The 17,579-nt window shown below is 38.9% G+C and carries 14 protein-coding genes and 1 other annotated feature; all 14 genes read left to right on the top strand.

The genetic code is table 11. The features are described from left to right. The first annotated feature begins 21 nt into the window (after nucleotides 1–21). Nucleotides 22–286 (top strand) — a binding site (T-box leader). 96 nt (nucleotides 287–382) lie between these two features. The 14 genes from ileS (at nucleotide 383) to pyrE (ending at nucleotide 17,374) form a co-directional block, all read left to right on the top strand. Next, on the top strand, nucleotides 383–3,151 hold the full coding sequence (ileS, locus tag DZB84_RS02440; protein WP_116350650.1) for an isoleucine--tRNA ligase: 2,769 nt from the start codon (nucleotides 383–385) through the stop codon (nucleotides 3,149–3,151). A gap of 324 nt (nucleotides 3,152–3,475) precedes the next feature. Further along, nucleotides 3,476–3,841, top strand: coding sequence for a TraR/DksA C4-type zinc finger protein (locus DZB84_RS02435; protein ID WP_116350649.1), 366 nt, complete (start codon nucleotides 3,476–3,478; stop codon nucleotides 3,839–3,841). Nucleotides 3,842–3,959: 118 nt separating this feature from the next. Further along, complete coding sequence (lspA, locus tag DZB84_RS02430) at nucleotides 3,960–4,448, top strand: signal peptidase II (RefSeq protein WP_116350648.1); 489 nt, start codon at nucleotides 3,960–3,962, stop codon at nucleotides 4,446–4,448. Next, complete coding sequence (locus DZB84_RS02425) at nucleotides 4,423–5,331, top strand: RluA family pseudouridine synthase (protein ID WP_116350647.1); 909 nt, start codon at nucleotides 4,423–4,425, stop codon at nucleotides 5,329–5,331. The genes lspA and DZB84_RS02425 overlap by 26 nt, the downstream gene beginning before the upstream one ends. 226 nt (nucleotides 5,332–5,557) lie before the next feature. Next, nucleotides 5,558–6,106: a bifunctional pyr operon transcriptional regulator/uracil phosphoribosyltransferase PyrR gene (gene pyrR / locus DZB84_RS02420; protein WP_116350646.1), complete on the top strand. Its 549-nt coding sequence runs from the start codon at nucleotides 5,558–5,560 to the stop codon at nucleotides 6,104–6,106. A 271-nt stretch (nucleotides 6,107–6,377) separates the two neighbouring features. Then, nucleotides 6,378–7,691, top strand: coding sequence for a solute carrier family 23 protein (locus DZB84_RS02415; protein ID WP_116350645.1), 1,314 nt, complete (start codon nucleotides 6,378–6,380; stop codon nucleotides 7,689–7,691). A 174-nt stretch (nucleotides 7,692–7,865) separates the two neighbouring features. Next, entirely contained in the window at nucleotides 7,866–8,768 is a 903-nt protein-coding gene (locus DZB84_RS02410; RefSeq protein WP_116350644.1) for an aspartate carbamoyltransferase catalytic subunit, read from the top strand. Next, a complete protein-coding gene (locus tag DZB84_RS02405; RefSeq protein WP_116350643.1) occupies nucleotides 8,765–10,051 on the top strand; it encodes a dihydroorotase in 1,287 nt (428 codons plus the stop codon). The genes DZB84_RS02410 and DZB84_RS02405 overlap by 4 nt, the downstream gene beginning before the upstream one ends. After that, nucleotides 10,048–11,148 carry a carbamoyl phosphate synthase small subunit gene (locus tag DZB84_RS02400; protein WP_116350642.1) on the top strand — a complete coding sequence of 367 codons (1,101 nt, stop codon included), beginning with the start codon at nucleotides 10,048–10,050 and terminating at the stop codon, nucleotides 11,146–11,148. Before DZB84_RS02405 ends, DZB84_RS02400 begins: the two co-directional genes overlap by 4 nt. After that, nucleotides 11,133–14,345: a carbamoyl-phosphate synthase large subunit gene (carB, locus tag DZB84_RS02395; protein ID WP_116350641.1), complete on the top strand. Its 3,213-nt coding sequence runs from the start codon at nucleotides 11,133–11,135 to the stop codon at nucleotides 14,343–14,345. The genes DZB84_RS02400 and carB overlap by 16 nt, the downstream gene beginning before the upstream one ends. Further along, nucleotides 14,342–15,121, top strand: coding sequence for a dihydroorotate dehydrogenase electron transfer subunit (locus tag DZB84_RS02390; protein WP_116350640.1), 780 nt, complete (start codon nucleotides 14,342–14,344; stop codon nucleotides 15,119–15,121). Before carB ends, DZB84_RS02390 begins: the two co-directional genes overlap by 4 nt. Beyond that, nucleotides 15,118–16,029 carry a dihydroorotate dehydrogenase gene (locus DZB84_RS02385; protein ID WP_116350639.1) on the top strand — a complete coding sequence of 304 codons (912 nt, stop codon included), beginning with the start codon at nucleotides 15,118–15,120 and terminating at the stop codon, nucleotides 16,027–16,029. The genes DZB84_RS02390 and DZB84_RS02385 overlap by 4 nt, the downstream gene beginning before the upstream one ends. Continuing rightward, nucleotides 16,029–16,745, top strand: a complete 717-nt coding sequence (gene pyrF / locus DZB84_RS02380; protein ID WP_116350638.1) for an orotidine-5'-phosphate decarboxylase — start codon at nucleotides 16,029–16,031, stop codon at nucleotides 16,743–16,745. Before DZB84_RS02385 ends, pyrF begins: the two co-directional genes overlap by 1 nt. Beyond that, complete coding sequence (gene pyrE, locus DZB84_RS02375) at nucleotides 16,742–17,374, top strand: orotate phosphoribosyltransferase (RefSeq protein ID WP_116350637.1); 633 nt, start codon at nucleotides 16,742–16,744, stop codon at nucleotides 17,372–17,374. The genes pyrF and pyrE overlap by 4 nt, the downstream gene beginning before the upstream one ends. Nucleotides 17,375–17,579: the final 205 nt, after the last annotated feature.

Raw genomic sequence — 17,579 nt, 5'->3', positions numbered from 1 at the left:
ACTAATTAAACTTAAATATTTAGAGCAGCTATGATGGGGACAGTAGTTCTTATATCGTCTTATCAATTTTGCAAGCGAGTCAGGGATGGTGGAAGCCTGATATAAGCGTTAAGAATGAAGATCACCTCGGAGTTCGGTGCTGAACACATAAAAATGGTTTAAGGCTGTCCTTTTATCATTTCTAAGTAAGCATTTCGCGAATCATTCACGTTACGAATGTCGAGTGGACGAATAAGAAATCTTCGTCTATAAGGGTGGTACCGCGAGAGACCTTCTCGTCCCTTTTTGGGATGAGAAGGTCTTTTTGTATTAAATGATAAACATTAGTCGCATACTGTAACAAGCTGCAACAAAGTTGGAACGATTATTAGGAGGAAATGAAATGGAATACAAAGATACGTTATTAATGCCAAAAACGGATTTTCCGATGCGTGGAAATCTCCCAAACCGGGAACCACAAATTCAAGAACAATGGGAAAATATGAATATTTATCAAAAGGTTCAAGAACGTACAAAGGGGCGTCCATTATTCGTCCTACATGATGGACCACCATATGCCAATGGTGATATTCATATGGGGCATGCCCTAAATAAAATTATCAAGGATATGATTGTTCGTTTTAAATCAATGAATGGCTATTGTGCACCATATGTGCCAGGTTGGGATACGCACGGACTGCCAATTGAAACAGCTCTTACAAAGAATAAAAAGGTTAACCGTAAGGCGATGAGTGTTGCAGAATTCCGTAAGCTATGTGAGGAATATGCATATGAGCAAATCAATAACCAAAGAGAGCAATTTAAACGTCTTGGTGTACGTGGTGACTGGGAGAACCCATATATCACATTAAAACCAGAATATGAAGCACAACAAATCAAAGTATTTGGAGAGATGGCTAAAAAAGGCTATATCTACAAAGGACTTAAACCTGTTTATTGGTCTCCGTCAAGTGAGTCAGCACTTGCAGAAGCCGAAATTGAATATCAAGATAAGCGTTCACCGTCTATCTATGTTGCATTCCCTGTTAAGGATGGCAAAGGTGTATTAGAGGGTGACGAAAAAATTATCATCTGGACAACAACACCTTGGACAATTCCTGCTAACCTCGGAATTAGCGTACACCCTGATCTTGAATATAGTGTGGTACTTGTTAACAATGAAAAATATGTGGTTGCATCAGCACTTTTAAAATCGGTAACAAAAGAAATCGGCTGGGAAGATGTTTCAGTAGTGAAAACTCTGAAAGGTCGCGAATTAGAACATGTTGTTGCAGCTCATCCAATCTATGGACGTGACTCATTAGTAATGCTTGGTGAACACGTTACAACGGATGCAGGTACGGGTTGTGTTCATACAGCACCAGGACATGGGGAAGACGACTTTATTGTAGGTCAAAAATACGGTATCGGCGTTCTTTGTCCAGTTGATGAAAAAGGATATATGACAGCGGAAGCAGAAGGCTTTGAAGGCTTATTCTATGATGAGGCTAATAAACCTATTACAGAAAAATTAAATGAAGTTGGAGCACTTTTAAAGCTTACCTTCATCACTCACTCCTATCCACATGATTGGAGAACTAAGAAACCAACCATCTTTAGAGCAACAGCTCAATGGTTTGCGTCAATCAAGGATTTTAGAAATGAGTTAATGGAAGCTGTTAAAGAAACAAAATGGGTTCCAGCATGGGGTGAAACACGACTTTATAATATGGTTCGTGACAGAGGAGATTGGTGTATTTCACGTCAACGTGCATGGGGTGTTCCAATTCCGGTCTTTTATGGTGAAAATGGTGAACCAATCATCACAGATGAAACCATTAACCATGTATCTGAGTTATTTAGAGAATATGGGTCAAACGTTTGGTTTGAACGTGAAGCAAAAGATTTATTGCCTGAAGGATTCACACATGAATCAAGTCCAAATGGCCATTTTACAAAAGAAGTAGATATTATGGATGTATGGTTTGATTCTGGTTCTTCTCACCAAGCAGTTTTATTAGAAAGAGACGACTTACAACGTCCAGCAGACCTATATTTAGAAGGTTCAGACCAATATCGTGGCTGGTTTAACTCATCATTATCAACGGCAGTAGCGGTAACTGGAAAAGCGCCATATAAAGGCGTACTAAGCCATGGTTTTGCACTAGATGGCGAAGGTCGTAAGATGAGTAAGTCACTCGGTAATGTTGTTGTTCCTGAGAAGGTTATGAAACAGCTGGGAGCAGATATTTTACGTCTTTGGGTAGCTTCTGTAGATTATCAAGCAGACGTTCGTGTATCCGATGCAATCTTAAAACAGGTCGCTGAGGTGTACCGTAAAATCAGAAATACATTCCGATTCTTACTTGGTAACTTAAGTGACTTTAATCCAGAAACAGATGTAGTTCCAGTAAATGAATTACGTGAAGTAGATCGTTATATCCTTGTTAAATTAAATAAATTAATTGATAAGGTAAAAGCATCTTATGAAAATTATGAATTTGCAGGTGTTTACCACTCTGTTCATAATTTCTGTACAATCGAGTTAAGCTCCTTCTATCTAGATTTTGCGAAGGATATTTTATATATCGAACCAGCTAATCAGCATGATCGTCGTTCGATTCAAACTGTTTTATATGAGGCATTATTAAGTTTAACTAAGCTTGTAACACCAATTCTTCCACATACAGCAGACGAGGTATGGTCTCATATCGATTCTGTTAAAGAAGAAAGTGTTCAATTAGTTGATATGCCTAATTCAGTTGAAATTCCAAATGCTGATCAAGTAGAGGCAAAATGGGATTCATTCATGGAGCTACGTGATGATGTTCTTAAAGCACTAGAAACGGCAAGAAATGAAAAAGTAATCGGAAAATCGTTAGCTGCTAGCATCACATTATATCCAAATAACGAAACAAAAGCTCTTTTAGATTCTGTTGAAGAAAACTTAAAGCAATTGTTCATCGTATCAGGCTTTGAAATTGGTGGAACTTTTGAGGATGCGCCGGAAAATGCACAAGTTTTTGAACAAGTAAAAATCGTTGTAGGTGTAGCAGAAGGTGAAACATGTGATCGCTGTTGGGTCGTAACACCAACTGTTGGTGAAGACCAAGATCACCCAACACTTTGCACACGCTGTGCATCTGTTGTAAAAGAAAATTACGAAAACTAATCTAGGAAAAATGCCATGAATCTTAAGGTTCATGGCATTTTTTTGCGGTTTAAATACCTTCCTGAAATATTACGTTAATATAACTGTAAACTGAAAAAATGGCTTGCCAACCGTCAATTCTTTATAAGAAGAACGTATTATGTAATTAGAAACAGTCACAATAATATTCAAATAAAACTAATTTCCGCGCGTCATTTTTTCAACTTACAGGAAAAAGTTGTTGGCTTTAACACAAACCTTTATCGGTAACACTAACTTTACTACCTTATAGAAATAGAAATGTTCTTATGCATTTAATCAAAAGCATGATAAGGAGGCGTTCCAATGAACGATCAGTATGCAGAGATTAAAGCGGAGTTAGAATTAACGAAGAAGGAACTAATATCAAGGTTGATGCAGTCAACACAATATGAGGTAAGTCAAGAATTACTCTTTCAGAACCAACAATCTGAAAAAGAAAAAATTATCATCAATCATATTAAAGAAGACCTGTATGATGTGGAAAGAGCATTAAATAAAATGAATTCCGGGAGCTTTGGTATCTGTGAAGAAACAGGTGCTGAAATTCCAATCCATAAGCTTCGGATTCTTCCGACAGCTCGTACCATTTTTGAATTTTCCTTCACTGATTTATATGACAGAAACAATTGTCTACCCCAACAACGTGAAAACCATCTATATTTAGTGTAGCAGAAGTGAAGGTGCACCTTCTACTTCTGCTTGCCTCATCCCTCAAATAAATTGTACAGCCGTCCAATCATGTGCTAAAATGCAGAAAGGTAAAGTTTGTTAACATGGGGGCGTTTACGTGTATTATTATTTAATAGCTTTATTTGTAATTTTATTAGACCAGGTTACAAAATGGACAATTGTCCGTTTTATGGAACTTGGGGATTCCATTGAAATTATTCCAAGCTTTTTGTACATAACTTCGCATCGTAACCGTGGTGCAGCGTGGGGGATTTTACAGGGACAAATGTGGTTCTTCTATATTATCACCATAGTCGTTGTTGTTATGCTCGTTCTGTACATACAACGTCTCAAACCAAACCAGCGCTTATTTGGCGTTGCGCTTTCATTTATGCTTGGAGGTGCAATTGGTAATTTTATCGACCGTATCTTTCGTAAAGAAGTTGTCGACTTTATAGATACATACATTTTCACATATAATTTCCCAATTTTTAATATTGCCGATTCCGCACTTGTTATTGGTGTTGGTTTAATCCTACTATTAACATTGTTTGAAGGGAAATTGGAAAAGGAGAAATCAAATGAATCAATTCGAACTAACGATTGAGGAACATCAGCAAAATGACCGAATTGATAAAATTGTCTCTGCCTTTAATTCAGAATGGTCAAGAACTCAAGTTCAGACTTGGATTAAGGATGGAAACATTACGGTTAATGGGGATAAAGTAAAACCCAATTATAAAGCAATTCTTGGAGACAAAATTAAAATTGACATTCCAGATCCTGAACCACTTGATGTGGTTCCTGAAGAAATGAATTTAGATATTTATTATGAAGATGCGGACGTTCTTGTTGTCAATAAACCAAAGGGGATGGTCGTGCATCCTGCGCCAGGTCATGTCAGTGGCACCCTTGTAAATGGTCTTATGGCTCACTGCAAGGATTTATCGGGAATCAATGGAGTACTTCGCCCTGGGATTGTCCATCGGATTGATAAAGATACTTCAGGTTTGTTAATGGTTGCAAAAAATGATATTGCTCATGAATCTTTAGTAAATCAATTAGTCGAAAAGACAGTAACTCGTAAATATAAAGCAATTGTTCATGGAGTAATACCACATGACCAAGGAACAATAGATGCTCCTATTGGAAGAGATAAAAAGGACCGTCAAAGCATGACAGTTACAGATGAGAACAGTAAAGTTGCCGTTACTCATTTTAATGTTTTAGAGCGTTATAAGGATTTTACCTTTATTGAATGTCAGCTTGAAACAGGAAGGACCCATCAAATTCGTGTTCATATGAAATATATTGGATATCCGTTAGCGGGTGATCCAAAGTATGGACCTAAAAAAACATTAGAACTTGACGGACAAGCACTACATGCAGGACTTTTAGGCTTTGTTCATCCTCGAACGAATGAGTATCTTGAATTTGAAGCACCGCTACCTGCATATTTTGAAGAGCTTCTTGAAAAACTTCGTCATTAAAATTTTGTCGCGTAAAAGGATTGACAAAATTCGATATGCACTTTACAATTAACTTAATTAAATGAGCCCCTTTAAAATCAGTCCCGTGAGGCTGAGAAGGAAACGGAAATTACATTGGGATAGCTATAACTATATCTCTGTGTAAAAATCTCTTTGTCCTCTCACTAGCGGTGGGAGGACTTTTTTCGTTAAATAAGGGAGTTTTCAATGTAAGTGAGGTGTAACAATGGCGGATACTGAAAAAGCTGTAGTATTAGACAATCAGGCAATTAGAAGAGCATTAACAAGAGTAGCTCACGAAATCATTGAAAAAAATAAAGGTATCGAGGATTGTGTAATCGTTGGGATCAAGACTAGGGGAATTTATTTGGCAAAACGAATTGCAAATCGAATCGAACAAATTGAAGGCAAAAAGATTGCCATTGGTGAGCTAGATATCACGTTATATCGAGATGATTTAACAACAAAGACAGCAGATCAAGAACCGATTGTTAAAGGTTCTGATATACCAGTTGATATTACGAATAAAAAAGTCATCCTAGTTGATGATGTATTATTTACTGGGAGAACTGTACGAGCTGCATTAGATGCGCTAATTGACATCGGACGGCCTGCACAGATTCAACTAGCCGTTTTAATTGATAGAGGTCATCGAGAGTTCCCAATTCGAGCTGATTATGTTGGAAAAAACATTCCAACATCCAACTCGGAAAAAATAGTGGTGGAACTAGAAGAAATTGATAAAACAGATCAGGTAACTATTCATAAAAAATAAAACGAAATGCGTAAGCGCCTTGTTCAGAAACGAGAAAACTGGAGACTCCGACAAAAGAAGCGTTCTTTGCTTCTGAAGGAGGAGTTGAAGTTTCTCGAGTTTCTAGGCGCTGAAGCTAGACAAATAAGTACCCTTTAATTGTAGTCCAGAGAGGCTAACAAAGGGGTAACATTCCTTCTCAATTTGTAAAGGGATATGTGTACCTCTTTGTGTAAAAAGCACAAAGATTTTTTTGTTTTGGGTATGTTAAACATGAGGAGGAAATAAGGTAATGAAAGATAGCCAAAAGGTTGTTTTAGGCATAAAAGAAAAACCATCAGCGGGTCTCTTCGCAATACTTAGCCTGCAACATTTATTTGCAATGTTCGGTGCAACAATTCTTGTACCGTATCTAGTAGGAATTAGTCCTGGGGTTGCGCTTATCTCCAGTGGATTAGGTACACTCGCATTCCTACTCATTACAAAGGGTCAGGTTCCTGCATACTTAGGATCATCCTTTGCTTTTATCATCCCACTTCAAACAGCAATTGCAGCTGACGGTCCAGGCGCTGCAATGATGGCAAGTCTACTAGCAGGTTTAGTATATGGGGTTGTAGCACTCATCATAAAAGCAACAGGACATAAATGGCTTGTTCGAATTCTACCACCTGTGGTTGTTGGTCCGGTCATTATCGTTATCGGATTAAGCCTAGCGGGTACAGCAGTAGGAATGGCAATGAATGATGCAAATGGCGCATATAGCCTACAGCATTTTTCAGTGGCATTAGTTACACTCGCAATCGTAATTATCGCAACCATCTTCTTTAAAGGTTTCTTAAATCTAATCCCGGTGTTAATCGGAATCATCGGTGGATATATTTATGCGTTAGCAATTGGATTGGTTGATTTTACAGCCGTAAAACAAGCAAAATTGATTGAAATGCCAGATTTTATTATCCCGTTTGTGTCATACACACCACATTTTTCAATGGACATGATTGCCTTAATCGTTCCAGTAGCGGTTGTGACATTGTCAGAGCATATCGGACATCAAATGGTATTAAGTAAAGTTGTTCAAAAAGACTTGATTAAACAGCCAGGATTACATCGCTCAATTATGGGAGATGGAGTGGCAACCATGATCGCATCACTTCTTGGTGGCCCACCAAACACAACTTATGGAGAAAACATTGGCGTCCTTGCGATCACTCGTGTATTCAGTGTTTATGTAATCGGTGGTGCAGCGGTTGTCGCGATTTTCTTTGGATTCAGTGGAACAATCAATGCGTTAATCAGTTCGATTCCAACTCCGGTTATGGGAGGAATTTCTATCCTGTTATTCGGAATCATTGCTTCTTCTGGTTTACGAATGTTAGTCGATAGCAAGGTAGACCTTAGTGAAAACAGAAACTTAGTAATTTCCTCAGTCATTCTTGTCGTCGGAATTGGTGGAGCCTTCATCAAAGTGGTAGGTTTTGAAATTCACGGTATGGCCTTGGCTGCAATTATTGGGGTTTTACTTAACATCGTTCTTCCTGGTGGAGAAGTGAAGGAAGACGAAGATATCTATGAGACTCATCTTGAGGATGATGACTCTGTTGCATAAATGCAACACCTTTTAAAATAACCCAGAGAGGTTATTAAGGGTGTAAGGTTTTTGCGAAGGAGGGGTATGTTTTCCTGTACCCTTTTTTAACCAAAACCATGTTCCATACACCCTTACCTTATATTGGTAAGGGTGTTTTTTTATAGAGATTGGACTTGATTAGGAGGAGAGAACATGAATCATTTACTTACGATGACCGAATTAAGCATTGAAGACATTGACCGTATCCTTTTTGATGCAGAACTGTTTGCCCAAGGGAGCAAATGGAAGCTTGATCAACAAACATTTGTAGCTAATCTTTTCTTTGAACCGAGTACGCGCACACGCTTTAGTTTTGAAGTTGCCGAAAAAAGATTAGGTGCAGATGTATTGCATTTAGAGGCAATGACCTCAAGTGTTCAAAAAGGAGAAAGCCTTTATGACACCGTAAAAACACTTCAATCAATTGGTGCAAATGCAGTTGTGATTCGTCATCCAGAAGATGAGTATTTCAACGAATTGAAGAATGGTATCACGATTCCAATCATTAATGCTGGTGATGGATGTGGTCATCACCCTACACAATCTCTCCTCGATTTATTAACGATTAAACAAGAGTTTACTAGATTCAAAGATATAAATGTATTAATTGTTGGCGATATCCGTCATAGCCGAGTAGCTAGATCAAATGCGCAAACTTTAACAAGACTTGGTGCAAAGGTTTATTTTTCAGCTCCATTAGAGTGGCAGGATCATACAAATCCATATGGTGAATATGTAGACCTCGACGAAGGACTTAAACAAGCTGATGTTGTAATGCTTCTGCGGATTCAACATGAACGTCATCAATCATCCATGGGCTTAACGAAAGAAGAATATCACGAACAATACGGCTTAACGTTAAAACGGGGCAGAAACTTGAAAAAAGGAAGCATCATTATGCATCCAGCACCAATTAATCGTGGTGTTGAAATGGCAAGTGAATTAGTCGAATCGAAAGAGTCAAGGATTTTTAAGCAAATGGAAAATGGTGTATTTGTAAGAATGGCCGTACTTAAAAGAGTTTTACAGCAGGTAGAAGGAGGAATTTTAATATGAGCACAATACTAAAAGACGCAAAGATTCTAAATGAACATGGTGAATTAATTGCTGCCGATATCAAAATCAGAGAAGGTTTAATTGAAGCAATTGGTGCGGGTCTAGATCAAACCAATAGTGAGGTTATTGATGTAGAAGGAAAGTTTGTATCAGCTGGACTTGTTGATGTCCACGTTCACCTTCGCGAGCCTGGTGGGGAACATAAAGAAACGATTGAAACAGGAAGCCTTGCAGCTGCTAAAGGTGGATTTACAACGATTGCAGCAATGCCAAATACAAGACCAGTTCCAGATACAGTAGAGCAAATGAACTGGCTACAACAAAGAATTAAAGATACGGCTCATGTTAATGTCCTTCCATATGCGTCTATCACCATTCGTGAGCTTGGTGAAGAAATAACAGATATGAAAGGATTAAAAGAAGCTGGAGCATTCGCATTTACAGATGACGGTGTTGGCATTCAATCAGCAGGAATGATGCTTGAAGCAATGAAGCAAGCGGCTGCTATAGATATGCCAATTGTTGCTCATTGTGAAGAAAATACGCTCATTAATAAAGGGGCTGTTCATGAAGGTGAATTTTCGAAAAAGCATGGGATTAACGGAATTCCTTCTGTGTGCGAATCTGTACATATTGCAAGGGATGTTTTATTAGCTGAAGCCGCAGGCTGCCACTACCATGTATGTCACGTAAGTACAAAGGAGTCTGTGCGAGTCATTAGAGATGCGAAGCGAGCAGGAATTCATGTGACTGCTGAGGTTACTCCACATCACTTACTGTTATGTGAAAACGACATTTCAGGCCTTGACACAAATTATAAAATGAATCCTCCATTACGTGGAAAAGAAGATTTGGAAGCACTTATTGAAGGTCTGCTTGATGGAACAATCGATTTTATCGCAACCGATCATGCTCCGCACTCAAATGAGGAAAAGGCTCAAGGGATGGCTTTAGCACCATTTGGCATTGTTGGCTTAGAGACAGCTTTCCCACTTCTTTATACACATTTTGTCGAAACGAATAAAATCACCTTAAAGCAATTAGTAGACTTTTTAACTAGCAAACCAGCAAACACATTTAAGCTACCATTTGGAAGCTTAGAAATTGGGAAAAATGCTGATTTAACTGTTATTGATTTAGATGCAAAAGAAACAATCAATCCTGAAAACTTTGTATCAAAAGGAAAAAATACACCATTTGTTGGCTGGGAATGTAAAGGTTGGCCAGTCATGACACTCGTAAATGGCAGCATTGTTTGGCAGAAAGGAAGTGTGCTAGCATGAAACGACAACTAATATTAGAAGACGGAACGATTATGGTTGGAGAGGGATTTGGAAGCGGGGAAGAAACATTTGGAGAGGTTGTTTTCAATACTGGCATGACAGGGTATCAAGAAATATTATCTGACCCATCCTATTGTGGACAAATTGTAACCTTAACTTACCCCTTGATAGGAAACTACGGCATAAATCGGGATGATTTTGAATCAATCACCCCAGCTATAAACGGTTTTATTGTAAATGAAGTGTGTGACCACCCTTCAAATTTTAGAAGCCAATTTAGTCTAGACGATTATTTTAAATTAAAAAACATTCCAGGACTTTCAGGAATTGATACAAGAAAGCTGACAAGAATCATCCGTCAATATGGGACATTAAAGGGATCTATTTGTGGTATGGATGTCGATGTGAATGAAGTTATCAACCAATTAAAAGGTAGAGCATTACCTACTGACCAGGTGAAACAGGTTTCAACAAAGGGCTCTTATCCTAGTCCTGGTAGAGGACAGCGTGTGGTATTAGTTGATTTCGGAATGAAGCATGGAATTTTACGAGAATTAAACAATCGCGACTGTGATGTAATTGTAGTTCCATATAATGTGACAGCAGAAGAGATTCTTCGCTTAAATCCCGATGGAATCATGTTAAGTAACGGCCCTGGGGATCCAAAAGATGTACCTGAAGCAATTACTATGATTAATGGGCTTTTAGGAAAGGTTCCACTCTTTGGGATTTGTTTAGGTCATCAATTATTCGCTTTAGCATGTGGAGCGGACACTGAAAAGATGAAATTTGGACATAGAGGCTCTAACCATCCAGTTAAGCACTTAGCTTCGGGCAAGGTTGCCATTACCTCTCAGAACCATGGGTATACAGTAAAAGAAGAATCATTAGCATCTACTAGACTTGAAGTAACGTATCTAGCACTTAATGATGGAACTGTAGAAGGACTGCGCCATTTGGATTATCCAGCTTTTACGGTTCAGTATCACCCTGAGGCTTCGCCAGGACCAGAGGATGCAAATAGCTTATTTAACGACTTTTTACAGATGATTGAAAACTTCAAGAAAGAGGGCGAAGTGCTATGCCAAAACGTTTAGACATTAACTCTATATTAGTAATCGGTTCAGGTCCAATCATCATTGGGCAAGCAGCAGAATTTGATTATGCAGGAACACAAGCCTGCTTAGCACTTAGGGAAGAAGGCTATAAGGTTATTTTAGTAAACTCAAACCCTGCAACCATTATGACAGATGTTGAAATTGCAGATAAGGTTTATATAGAACCATTAACATTGGAATTTGTAAGTAAAATTATTCGAAAAGAAAGACCAGATGCAATCCTTCCAACACTCGGAGGGCAAACAGGTTTAAATATGGCTGTAGAGCTTTCAAAATCAGGCGTACTAGAAGAATGTGGGGTAGAAATATTAGGCACGACATTATCAGCAATTGAACAAGCTGAAGATCGTGACTTATTCCGTAGTTTAATGAATGAGCTTAATGAGCCAGTCCCAGATAGTGAAATCATTCATAATTTAGAAGAGGCATATGGGTTTGTTGACCAAGTTGGCTACCCTGTAATTGTAAGACCAGCCTTCACATTAGGAGGTACTGGTGGCGGTATTTGTAACAACGAAGAAGAATTGATTGAAATTGTATCAAGTGGTTTAAAAAATAGTCCTGTAACTCAATGTCTTTTAGAAAAAAGCATTGCGGGCTATAAAGAGATTGAATATGAAGTAATGCGTGATTCTGCTGATACTGCAATTGTGGTTTGTAATATGGAAAACATCGATCCGGTTGGTATTCATACTGGCGATTCAATTGTTGTTGCCCCAAGTCAAACATTGAGTGACCGTGAGTATCAGCTCTTGCGAAATACATCTTTGAAAATCATTCGTGCATTAGGTATTGAAGGGGGCTGTAATGTACAACTAGCCCTTGATCCAAAAAGTTTCAATTACTATATTATTGAGGTAAATCCTCGAGTAAGTCGTTCTTCGGCTTTAGCATCGAAAGCTACTGGTTATCCGATTGCGAAGCTTGCGGCAAAAATTGCAGTAGGGTTAACACTTGATGAAATGATTAACCCAGTTACAGGAAAAACATATGCATCTTTTGAACCTGCATTAGATTATATCGTTACAAAGATTCCACGATGGCCATTTGATAAGTTCGAGTCTGCGAATCGAAGACTGGGTACACAAATGAAGGCTACTGGTGAAGTCATGGCGATTGGAAGAAATTTTGAAGAATCCATTTTGAAAGCCGTGCGTTCCCTTGAAGCGGGAGTGTACCATGTAGAACTTGAAGATGCAACCAATGCTGATATTGCAACAATTGAAAAAAGAATTCGCAAAGCAGGAGATGAACGTCTATTCTATCTTGCAGAGGCTATCAGACGAGGCATCACGATCCAGCAAATTCATGAATGGTGTGAAATTGATTTGTTCTTCCTGCAAAAGTTTGAAAATATTATTAAGTTTGAAGACACATTACGTCAAAATGTTGGTGACCTCGAAACATTAAAACTTGCGAAAAAGAGAGGCTTTGCTGATGAAATAATTGCAAAGCTTTGGAATACAACAGAAATAGAAATATATGAAAACCGTAAACAAGCAGGGATCCTCCCGGTTTATAAAATGGTAGATACATGTGCAGCCGAGTTTGAATCTGCGACACCTTATTACTACGGAACGTATGCAGAAGAAAATGAGTCAATTGTTACGGAACGTAAAAGTGTCATCGTTCTTGGTTCTGGACCAATCCGAATTGGCCAAGGTGTGGAGTTTGATTATGCAACAGTTCACTCAGTTTGGGCAATTAAACAAGCAGGTTATGAAGCAATCATTATTAACAACAACCCTGAAACAGTATCAACGGACTTCAGTATTTCAGATAAGCTTTATTTTGAGCCACTCACAATCGAAGATGTCATGCACATCGTTGACCTTGAACAGCCTGAAGGCGTGGTTGTCCAGTTTGGTGGTCAAACAGCTATCAATCTAGCAAGTGCTTTAGCAGAACGTGGCGTTAAAATTTTAGGTACATCATTGGAAGACCTAGACCGTGCAGAGAACAGAGATAAATTTGAACAAACGGTTATTTCACTTGGTATTCCACAGCCAAAAGGAAAAACCGCAACATCTGTAGAAGAAGCAGTGGTAATTGCTGAAGCCATCGGCTACCCAGTACTTGTAAGACCATCATATGTATTAGGTGGAAGAGCAATGGAGATCGTATATCAAACAGAAGAGCTCCTTCACTATATGGAAAACGCGGTGAAGATTAATCCGCAGCATCCGGTTCTTATTGACCGCTATTTAACGGGTAAAGAAATTGAAGTAGATGCAATTTCTGATGGGGAAACAGTTTATATTCCAGGAATCATGGAGCATATCGAACGTGCTGGAGTCCACTCTGGCGACTCAATTGCCGTATATCCTCCTCAAACATTATCAGAGCATGTAAAACAACAAATCATTGAACATACAATCGCACTTGCAAAAGGTTTAAAGATTATCGGGCTATTAAACATTCAATTTGTAGTCTATAACGAAGAAGTATTTGTAATCGAGGTAAACCCAAGATCAAGCCGTACAGTCCCGTTTTTAAGTAAAATTACGGGTGTACCAATGGCAAATATTGCAACAAAGGTTATTCTCGGAAACTCCTTACCTTCATTAGGATACAAAACAGGATTACACCCTGAAAGTGAAGGAGTGTACGTAAAGGTTCCAGTCTTCTCGTTTGCGAAGCTTCGCAATGTGGACATTTCCCTTGGTCCTGAAATGAAATCAACGGGGGAAGTAATGGGTAAAGATTATACGCTAGAAAAAGCTTTATATAAAGGGTTAGTAGCTTCAGGTATCACAATTCCAACATATGGTTCTGTTTTGATAACTGTAGCAGATAAAGACAAGGAAGAAGCCCTAGAAATCGCAAAACGATTCCATACGATTGGTTATCAACTTCTTGCAACAAGTGGTACTGCTAGCTATATACAAAAGGCGAATATCCCAGTAACAGTTGTTAATAAAATTGGTTCGGAAAAACCAAATCTAATTGATGTTATCCGACAAGGAAAAGCACAATTCGTCATTAACACATTAACAAAAGGAAAGCAGCCTGCAAGAGATGGCTTTAGAATTCGCCGAGAAACCGTTGAAAATGGAGTTGCATGCTTAACTTCATTAGATACAGCGAAAGCAATTGTGAAAGTGCTAGAATCAATGACATTTTCAAGTGAATCAATGGGTTCTCACGTGCAAAAGCGTGAGGTGGTACACTCATGATTAAAAAGGAACAAATGAAGGTTGTCAGCCACACTCAAATTGCAGACGATATTTTTGAGCTTACCTTAGCAGGGGATTTAGTGCAGGAAATGGGCGAACCCGGGCAATTTGTCCATGTAAAGGTAAGTGATGGAATTGATCCATTGTTAAGAAGACCCATTAGTATTGCAAATATTAACCATGAAGCTTTAGAATGCACACTTATTTACCGAAAGGAAGGACTTGGAACAAGAGTCCTTTCTGAAAAAAAAATCGACCAATCGGTTGACGTCCTTGGTCCCCTTGGACATGGTTTTCCGGTAGATGAAGTTAGAAAAGGTGAGACAGCTTTGCTTGTCGGCGGAGGAATTGGCGTTCCACCTCTTTATGAATTATCAAAGCAATTAGTTGCAAAAGGTGTAAATGTTATCCATGTACTAGGATTTCAAACAAGGGCCGCTGTCTTTTATGAAGAAAAATTTAATGAGTTAGGAAAAACTCATATTGCCACAGTCGATGGGTCTGTCGGGACTAAAGGGTTTGTGACAGATGTCATAAATCAGTATGGAATCACATTTGATACCCTTTATTCCTGTGGTCCGACACCGATGCTTAAGGCACTTGAAAATAAATATCCAGATCGAAACGCATATATTTCTTTAGAAGAACGAATGGGCTGCGGAATTGGCGCGTGTTTTGCATGTGTATGCCATCTTCAAAGTGACCCCGATGGGTCTTCCTATAAGAAGGTTTGCAGCGATGGTCCTGTCTTTAAGGTTGGAGAGGTGGTACTATGAACAGACTTCAAGTTGAACTACCAGGTTTATCATTAAAAAATCCCATTATGCCAGCATCTGGTTGTTTTGGATTCGGAAAAGAATACTCGAAGTTCTATGATTTAAACGAGCTAGGTGCGATTATGATCAAAGCAACAACCGTTGAACCAAGATTCGGAAACGCAACTCCACGAGTAGCAGAAACGAGTGCAGGAATGTTGAATGCAATCGGATTACAAAACCCAGGGCTTGAGAAGGTTTTGTCTGAAGAGCTACCATGGCTTGAGCAGTTTGATGTACCAGTTATCGCCAATGTTGCGGGTTCACAAATTGAAGACTATGTCGAAGTAGCAAAAGAAATTTCAAAAGCACCAAATGTTCATGCACTTGAATTAAATATTTCGTGTCCGAATGTTAAAACAGGAGGAATCGCCTTCGGTACGATTCCAGAGATTGCGGCAGAGCTGACAAGATATGTGAAAGAAGCATCCAGTGTCCCGGTTTATGTAAAATTATCTCCAAATGTTTCAAACATCATGGAAATGGCAAAAGCGATAGAAGAAGCGGGTGCAGATGGTTTAACGATGATTAATACATTAATCGGAATGCGCATTGACCTTAAAACAGGGCAGCCGATTTTAGCGAATAAAACAGGTGGATTATCAGGTCCGGCAATCAAACCAGTTGCTATTCGAATGATTCATGAGGTAAGTCAGGCCGTGTCTATTCCGATTATTGGAATGGGAGGAGTTCAAACAGCTGAAGATGTACTAGAATATTTCTATGCTGGTGCAAGTGCTGTTGCTGTCGGTACCGCGAACTTTGTTGACCCATACGTCTGCCCAACAATCATTGAGGAGCTTCCAAGTTTACTAGATAAATATGGATTTAATCATATATCTGAATGTCAGGGAAGGAGCTGGAAATAATGAAACGTCCCCTCATAATCGCTCTTGATTTTCCAAGTCTAACAGTTGCGAAAGATTTTCTAGCAGACTTTCAAGAGGAACAGCTTTTCGTAAAGGTTGGAATGGAATTATATTATCAGGAAGGCCCGCCAGTGATTCATTTTTTAAAAGAGCAAGGCCATTCTGTCTTCTTAGATTTAAAGCTTCATGATATTCCAAACACGGTATATTCAAGCATGAAGCGTCTAGCTGGACTTGGTGTTGACCTAGTCAATGTGCATGCTACAGGAGGGCGGAAGATGATGGAAGCAGCTCGAGAAGGACTTGAAGCTGGAACAGCCAGCGGGCAATCAAGACCTAAGTGTATTGCCGTCACTCAACTTACAAGTACAACTGAAGACGTAATGAGAAACGAATTACTAATAGAACGTAATTTACTAGATGTAGTTGTTGAATATGCCACATTAACGAAAAAAAGCGGATTAGATGGAGTTGTCTGTTCGTCACTTGAAGTTCCAGTCATTAACAACCAGCTAGGGAACGACTTTATGACAGTTACACCAGGAATTCGTCAGGCATCTGATGAAGTTGGTGATCAAGCGCGGGTTGTTACACCTGAAAAGGCACGAGAATTAGGATCTTCTGCAATTGTTGTCGGTCGTTCGATCACAAGAGCGAATAACCCATTACAAGCATATAAACAAATGAAAGCAGCATGGGAAGGGGTACAAGTATGAATAAAGAAATAGCTGAACATTTATTAGATATTGGTGCGGTATTTTTACAGCCAAATGAACCATTTACGTGGTCTTCAGGATTGAAATCTCCTATTTATTGCGACAATCGTATGACCCTTTCATTCCCACATGTTCGTAGAGAAATAGCGAAAGGATTATCTGAATTGATTCAAACTCACTACCCAGATGTGGAAGTAATAGCTGGAACTGCAACAGCAGGAATTCCGCACGCAGCCTGGGTAAGTGATGTATTAGATTTACCGATGTGCTATGTTCGTAGCAAAGCAAAAGCACATGGCAAAGGAAATCAAATTGAAGGTAAGGTAACGAAGGGGCAAAAAGTAGTTGTGATTGAAGACCTTATTTCAACTGGAGGTAGTGCGATTACAGCAGCTGAAGCCCTTCGTGAAGCAGGGTGTGAAGTAGTAGGCATTGTGGCTATATTTTCCTATCAGCTTCCAACAGCTGCAGAACGTTTACAAGCAGCAAAACTAACCGCACATACATTAACTGATTATCCAATACTACTCGAAGTAGCTTTAGAAAAAAACGTTGTAACTGAAGATGATATTGATAGTCTTCAAAGCTGGAGAGAAAATCCAGCCGAATGGAATACAAGTAAAGCCTAATAAGAACCCTAGGAATTCGTTTAAAACCGTTCCGTTTTGAGGTGCTTGTCTTAAAATACGTGCCGATATGACAGTAGTATTGGTATCGTTAATGGAATATAAAAAAGGAAAACTCGCCACATCAAACGGCGAGTTTTATATATATAAACCCCACTAACTTTGTCATATGTAAAATGGGATTTCTTGAATTTTTGTGATCAAACCT

Source organism: Bacillus sp. HNG (assembly GCF_003400205.1).
In the GTDB taxonomy this organism is placed as follows: domain Bacteria; phylum Bacillota; class Bacilli; order Bacillales; family Bacillaceae_L; genus Ferdinandcohnia.
The sequence above is the reverse complement of the archived record's forward strand: the minus strand, read 5'-3'. Positions and strand labels throughout refer to the sequence as shown.

Excerpts from the sequence above, each read along its gene's own strand:
- ileS (WP_116350650.1), top strand. The coding sequence starts at position 383 with ATGGAATACAAAGATACGTTATTAATGCCAAAAACGGATTTTCCGATG.
- DZB84_RS02435 (WP_116350649.1), top strand. The coding sequence starts at position 3,476 with ATGAACGATCAGTATGCAGAGATTAAAGCGGAGTTAGAATTAACGAAG.
- DZB84_RS02425 (WP_116350647.1), top strand. The coding sequence starts at position 4,423 with ATGAATCAATTCGAACTAACGATTGAGGAACATCAGCAAAATGACCGA.
- pyrR (WP_116350646.1), top strand. The coding sequence starts at position 5,558 with ATGGCGGATACTGAAAAAGCTGTAGTATTAGACAATCAGGCAATTAGA.
- DZB84_RS02415 (WP_116350645.1), top strand. The coding sequence starts at position 6,378 with ATGAAAGATAGCCAAAAGGTTGTTTTAGGCATAAAAGAAAAACCATCA.
- DZB84_RS02410 (WP_116350644.1), top strand. The coding sequence starts at position 7,866 with ATGAATCATTTACTTACGATGACCGAATTAAGCATTGAAGACATTGAC.
- DZB84_RS02405 (WP_116350643.1), top strand. The coding sequence starts at position 8,765 with ATGAGCACAATACTAAAAGACGCAAAGATTCTAAATGAACATGGTGAA.
- DZB84_RS02400 (WP_116350642.1), top strand. The coding sequence starts at position 10,048 with ATGAAACGACAACTAATATTAGAAGACGGAACGATTATGGTTGGAGAG.
- carB (WP_116350641.1), top strand. The coding sequence starts at position 11,133 with ATGCCAAAACGTTTAGACATTAACTCTATATTAGTAATCGGTTCAGGT.
- DZB84_RS02390 (WP_116350640.1), top strand. The coding sequence starts at position 14,342 with ATGATTAAAAAGGAACAAATGAAGGTTGTCAGCCACACTCAAATTGCA.
- DZB84_RS02385 (WP_116350639.1), top strand. The coding sequence starts at position 15,118 with ATGAACAGACTTCAAGTTGAACTACCAGGTTTATCATTAAAAAATCCC.
- pyrF (WP_116350638.1), top strand. The coding sequence starts at position 16,029 with ATGAAACGTCCCCTCATAATCGCTCTTGATTTTCCAAGTCTAACAGTT.
- pyrE (WP_116350637.1), top strand. The coding sequence starts at position 16,742 with ATGAATAAAGAAATAGCTGAACATTTATTAGATATTGGTGCGGTATTT.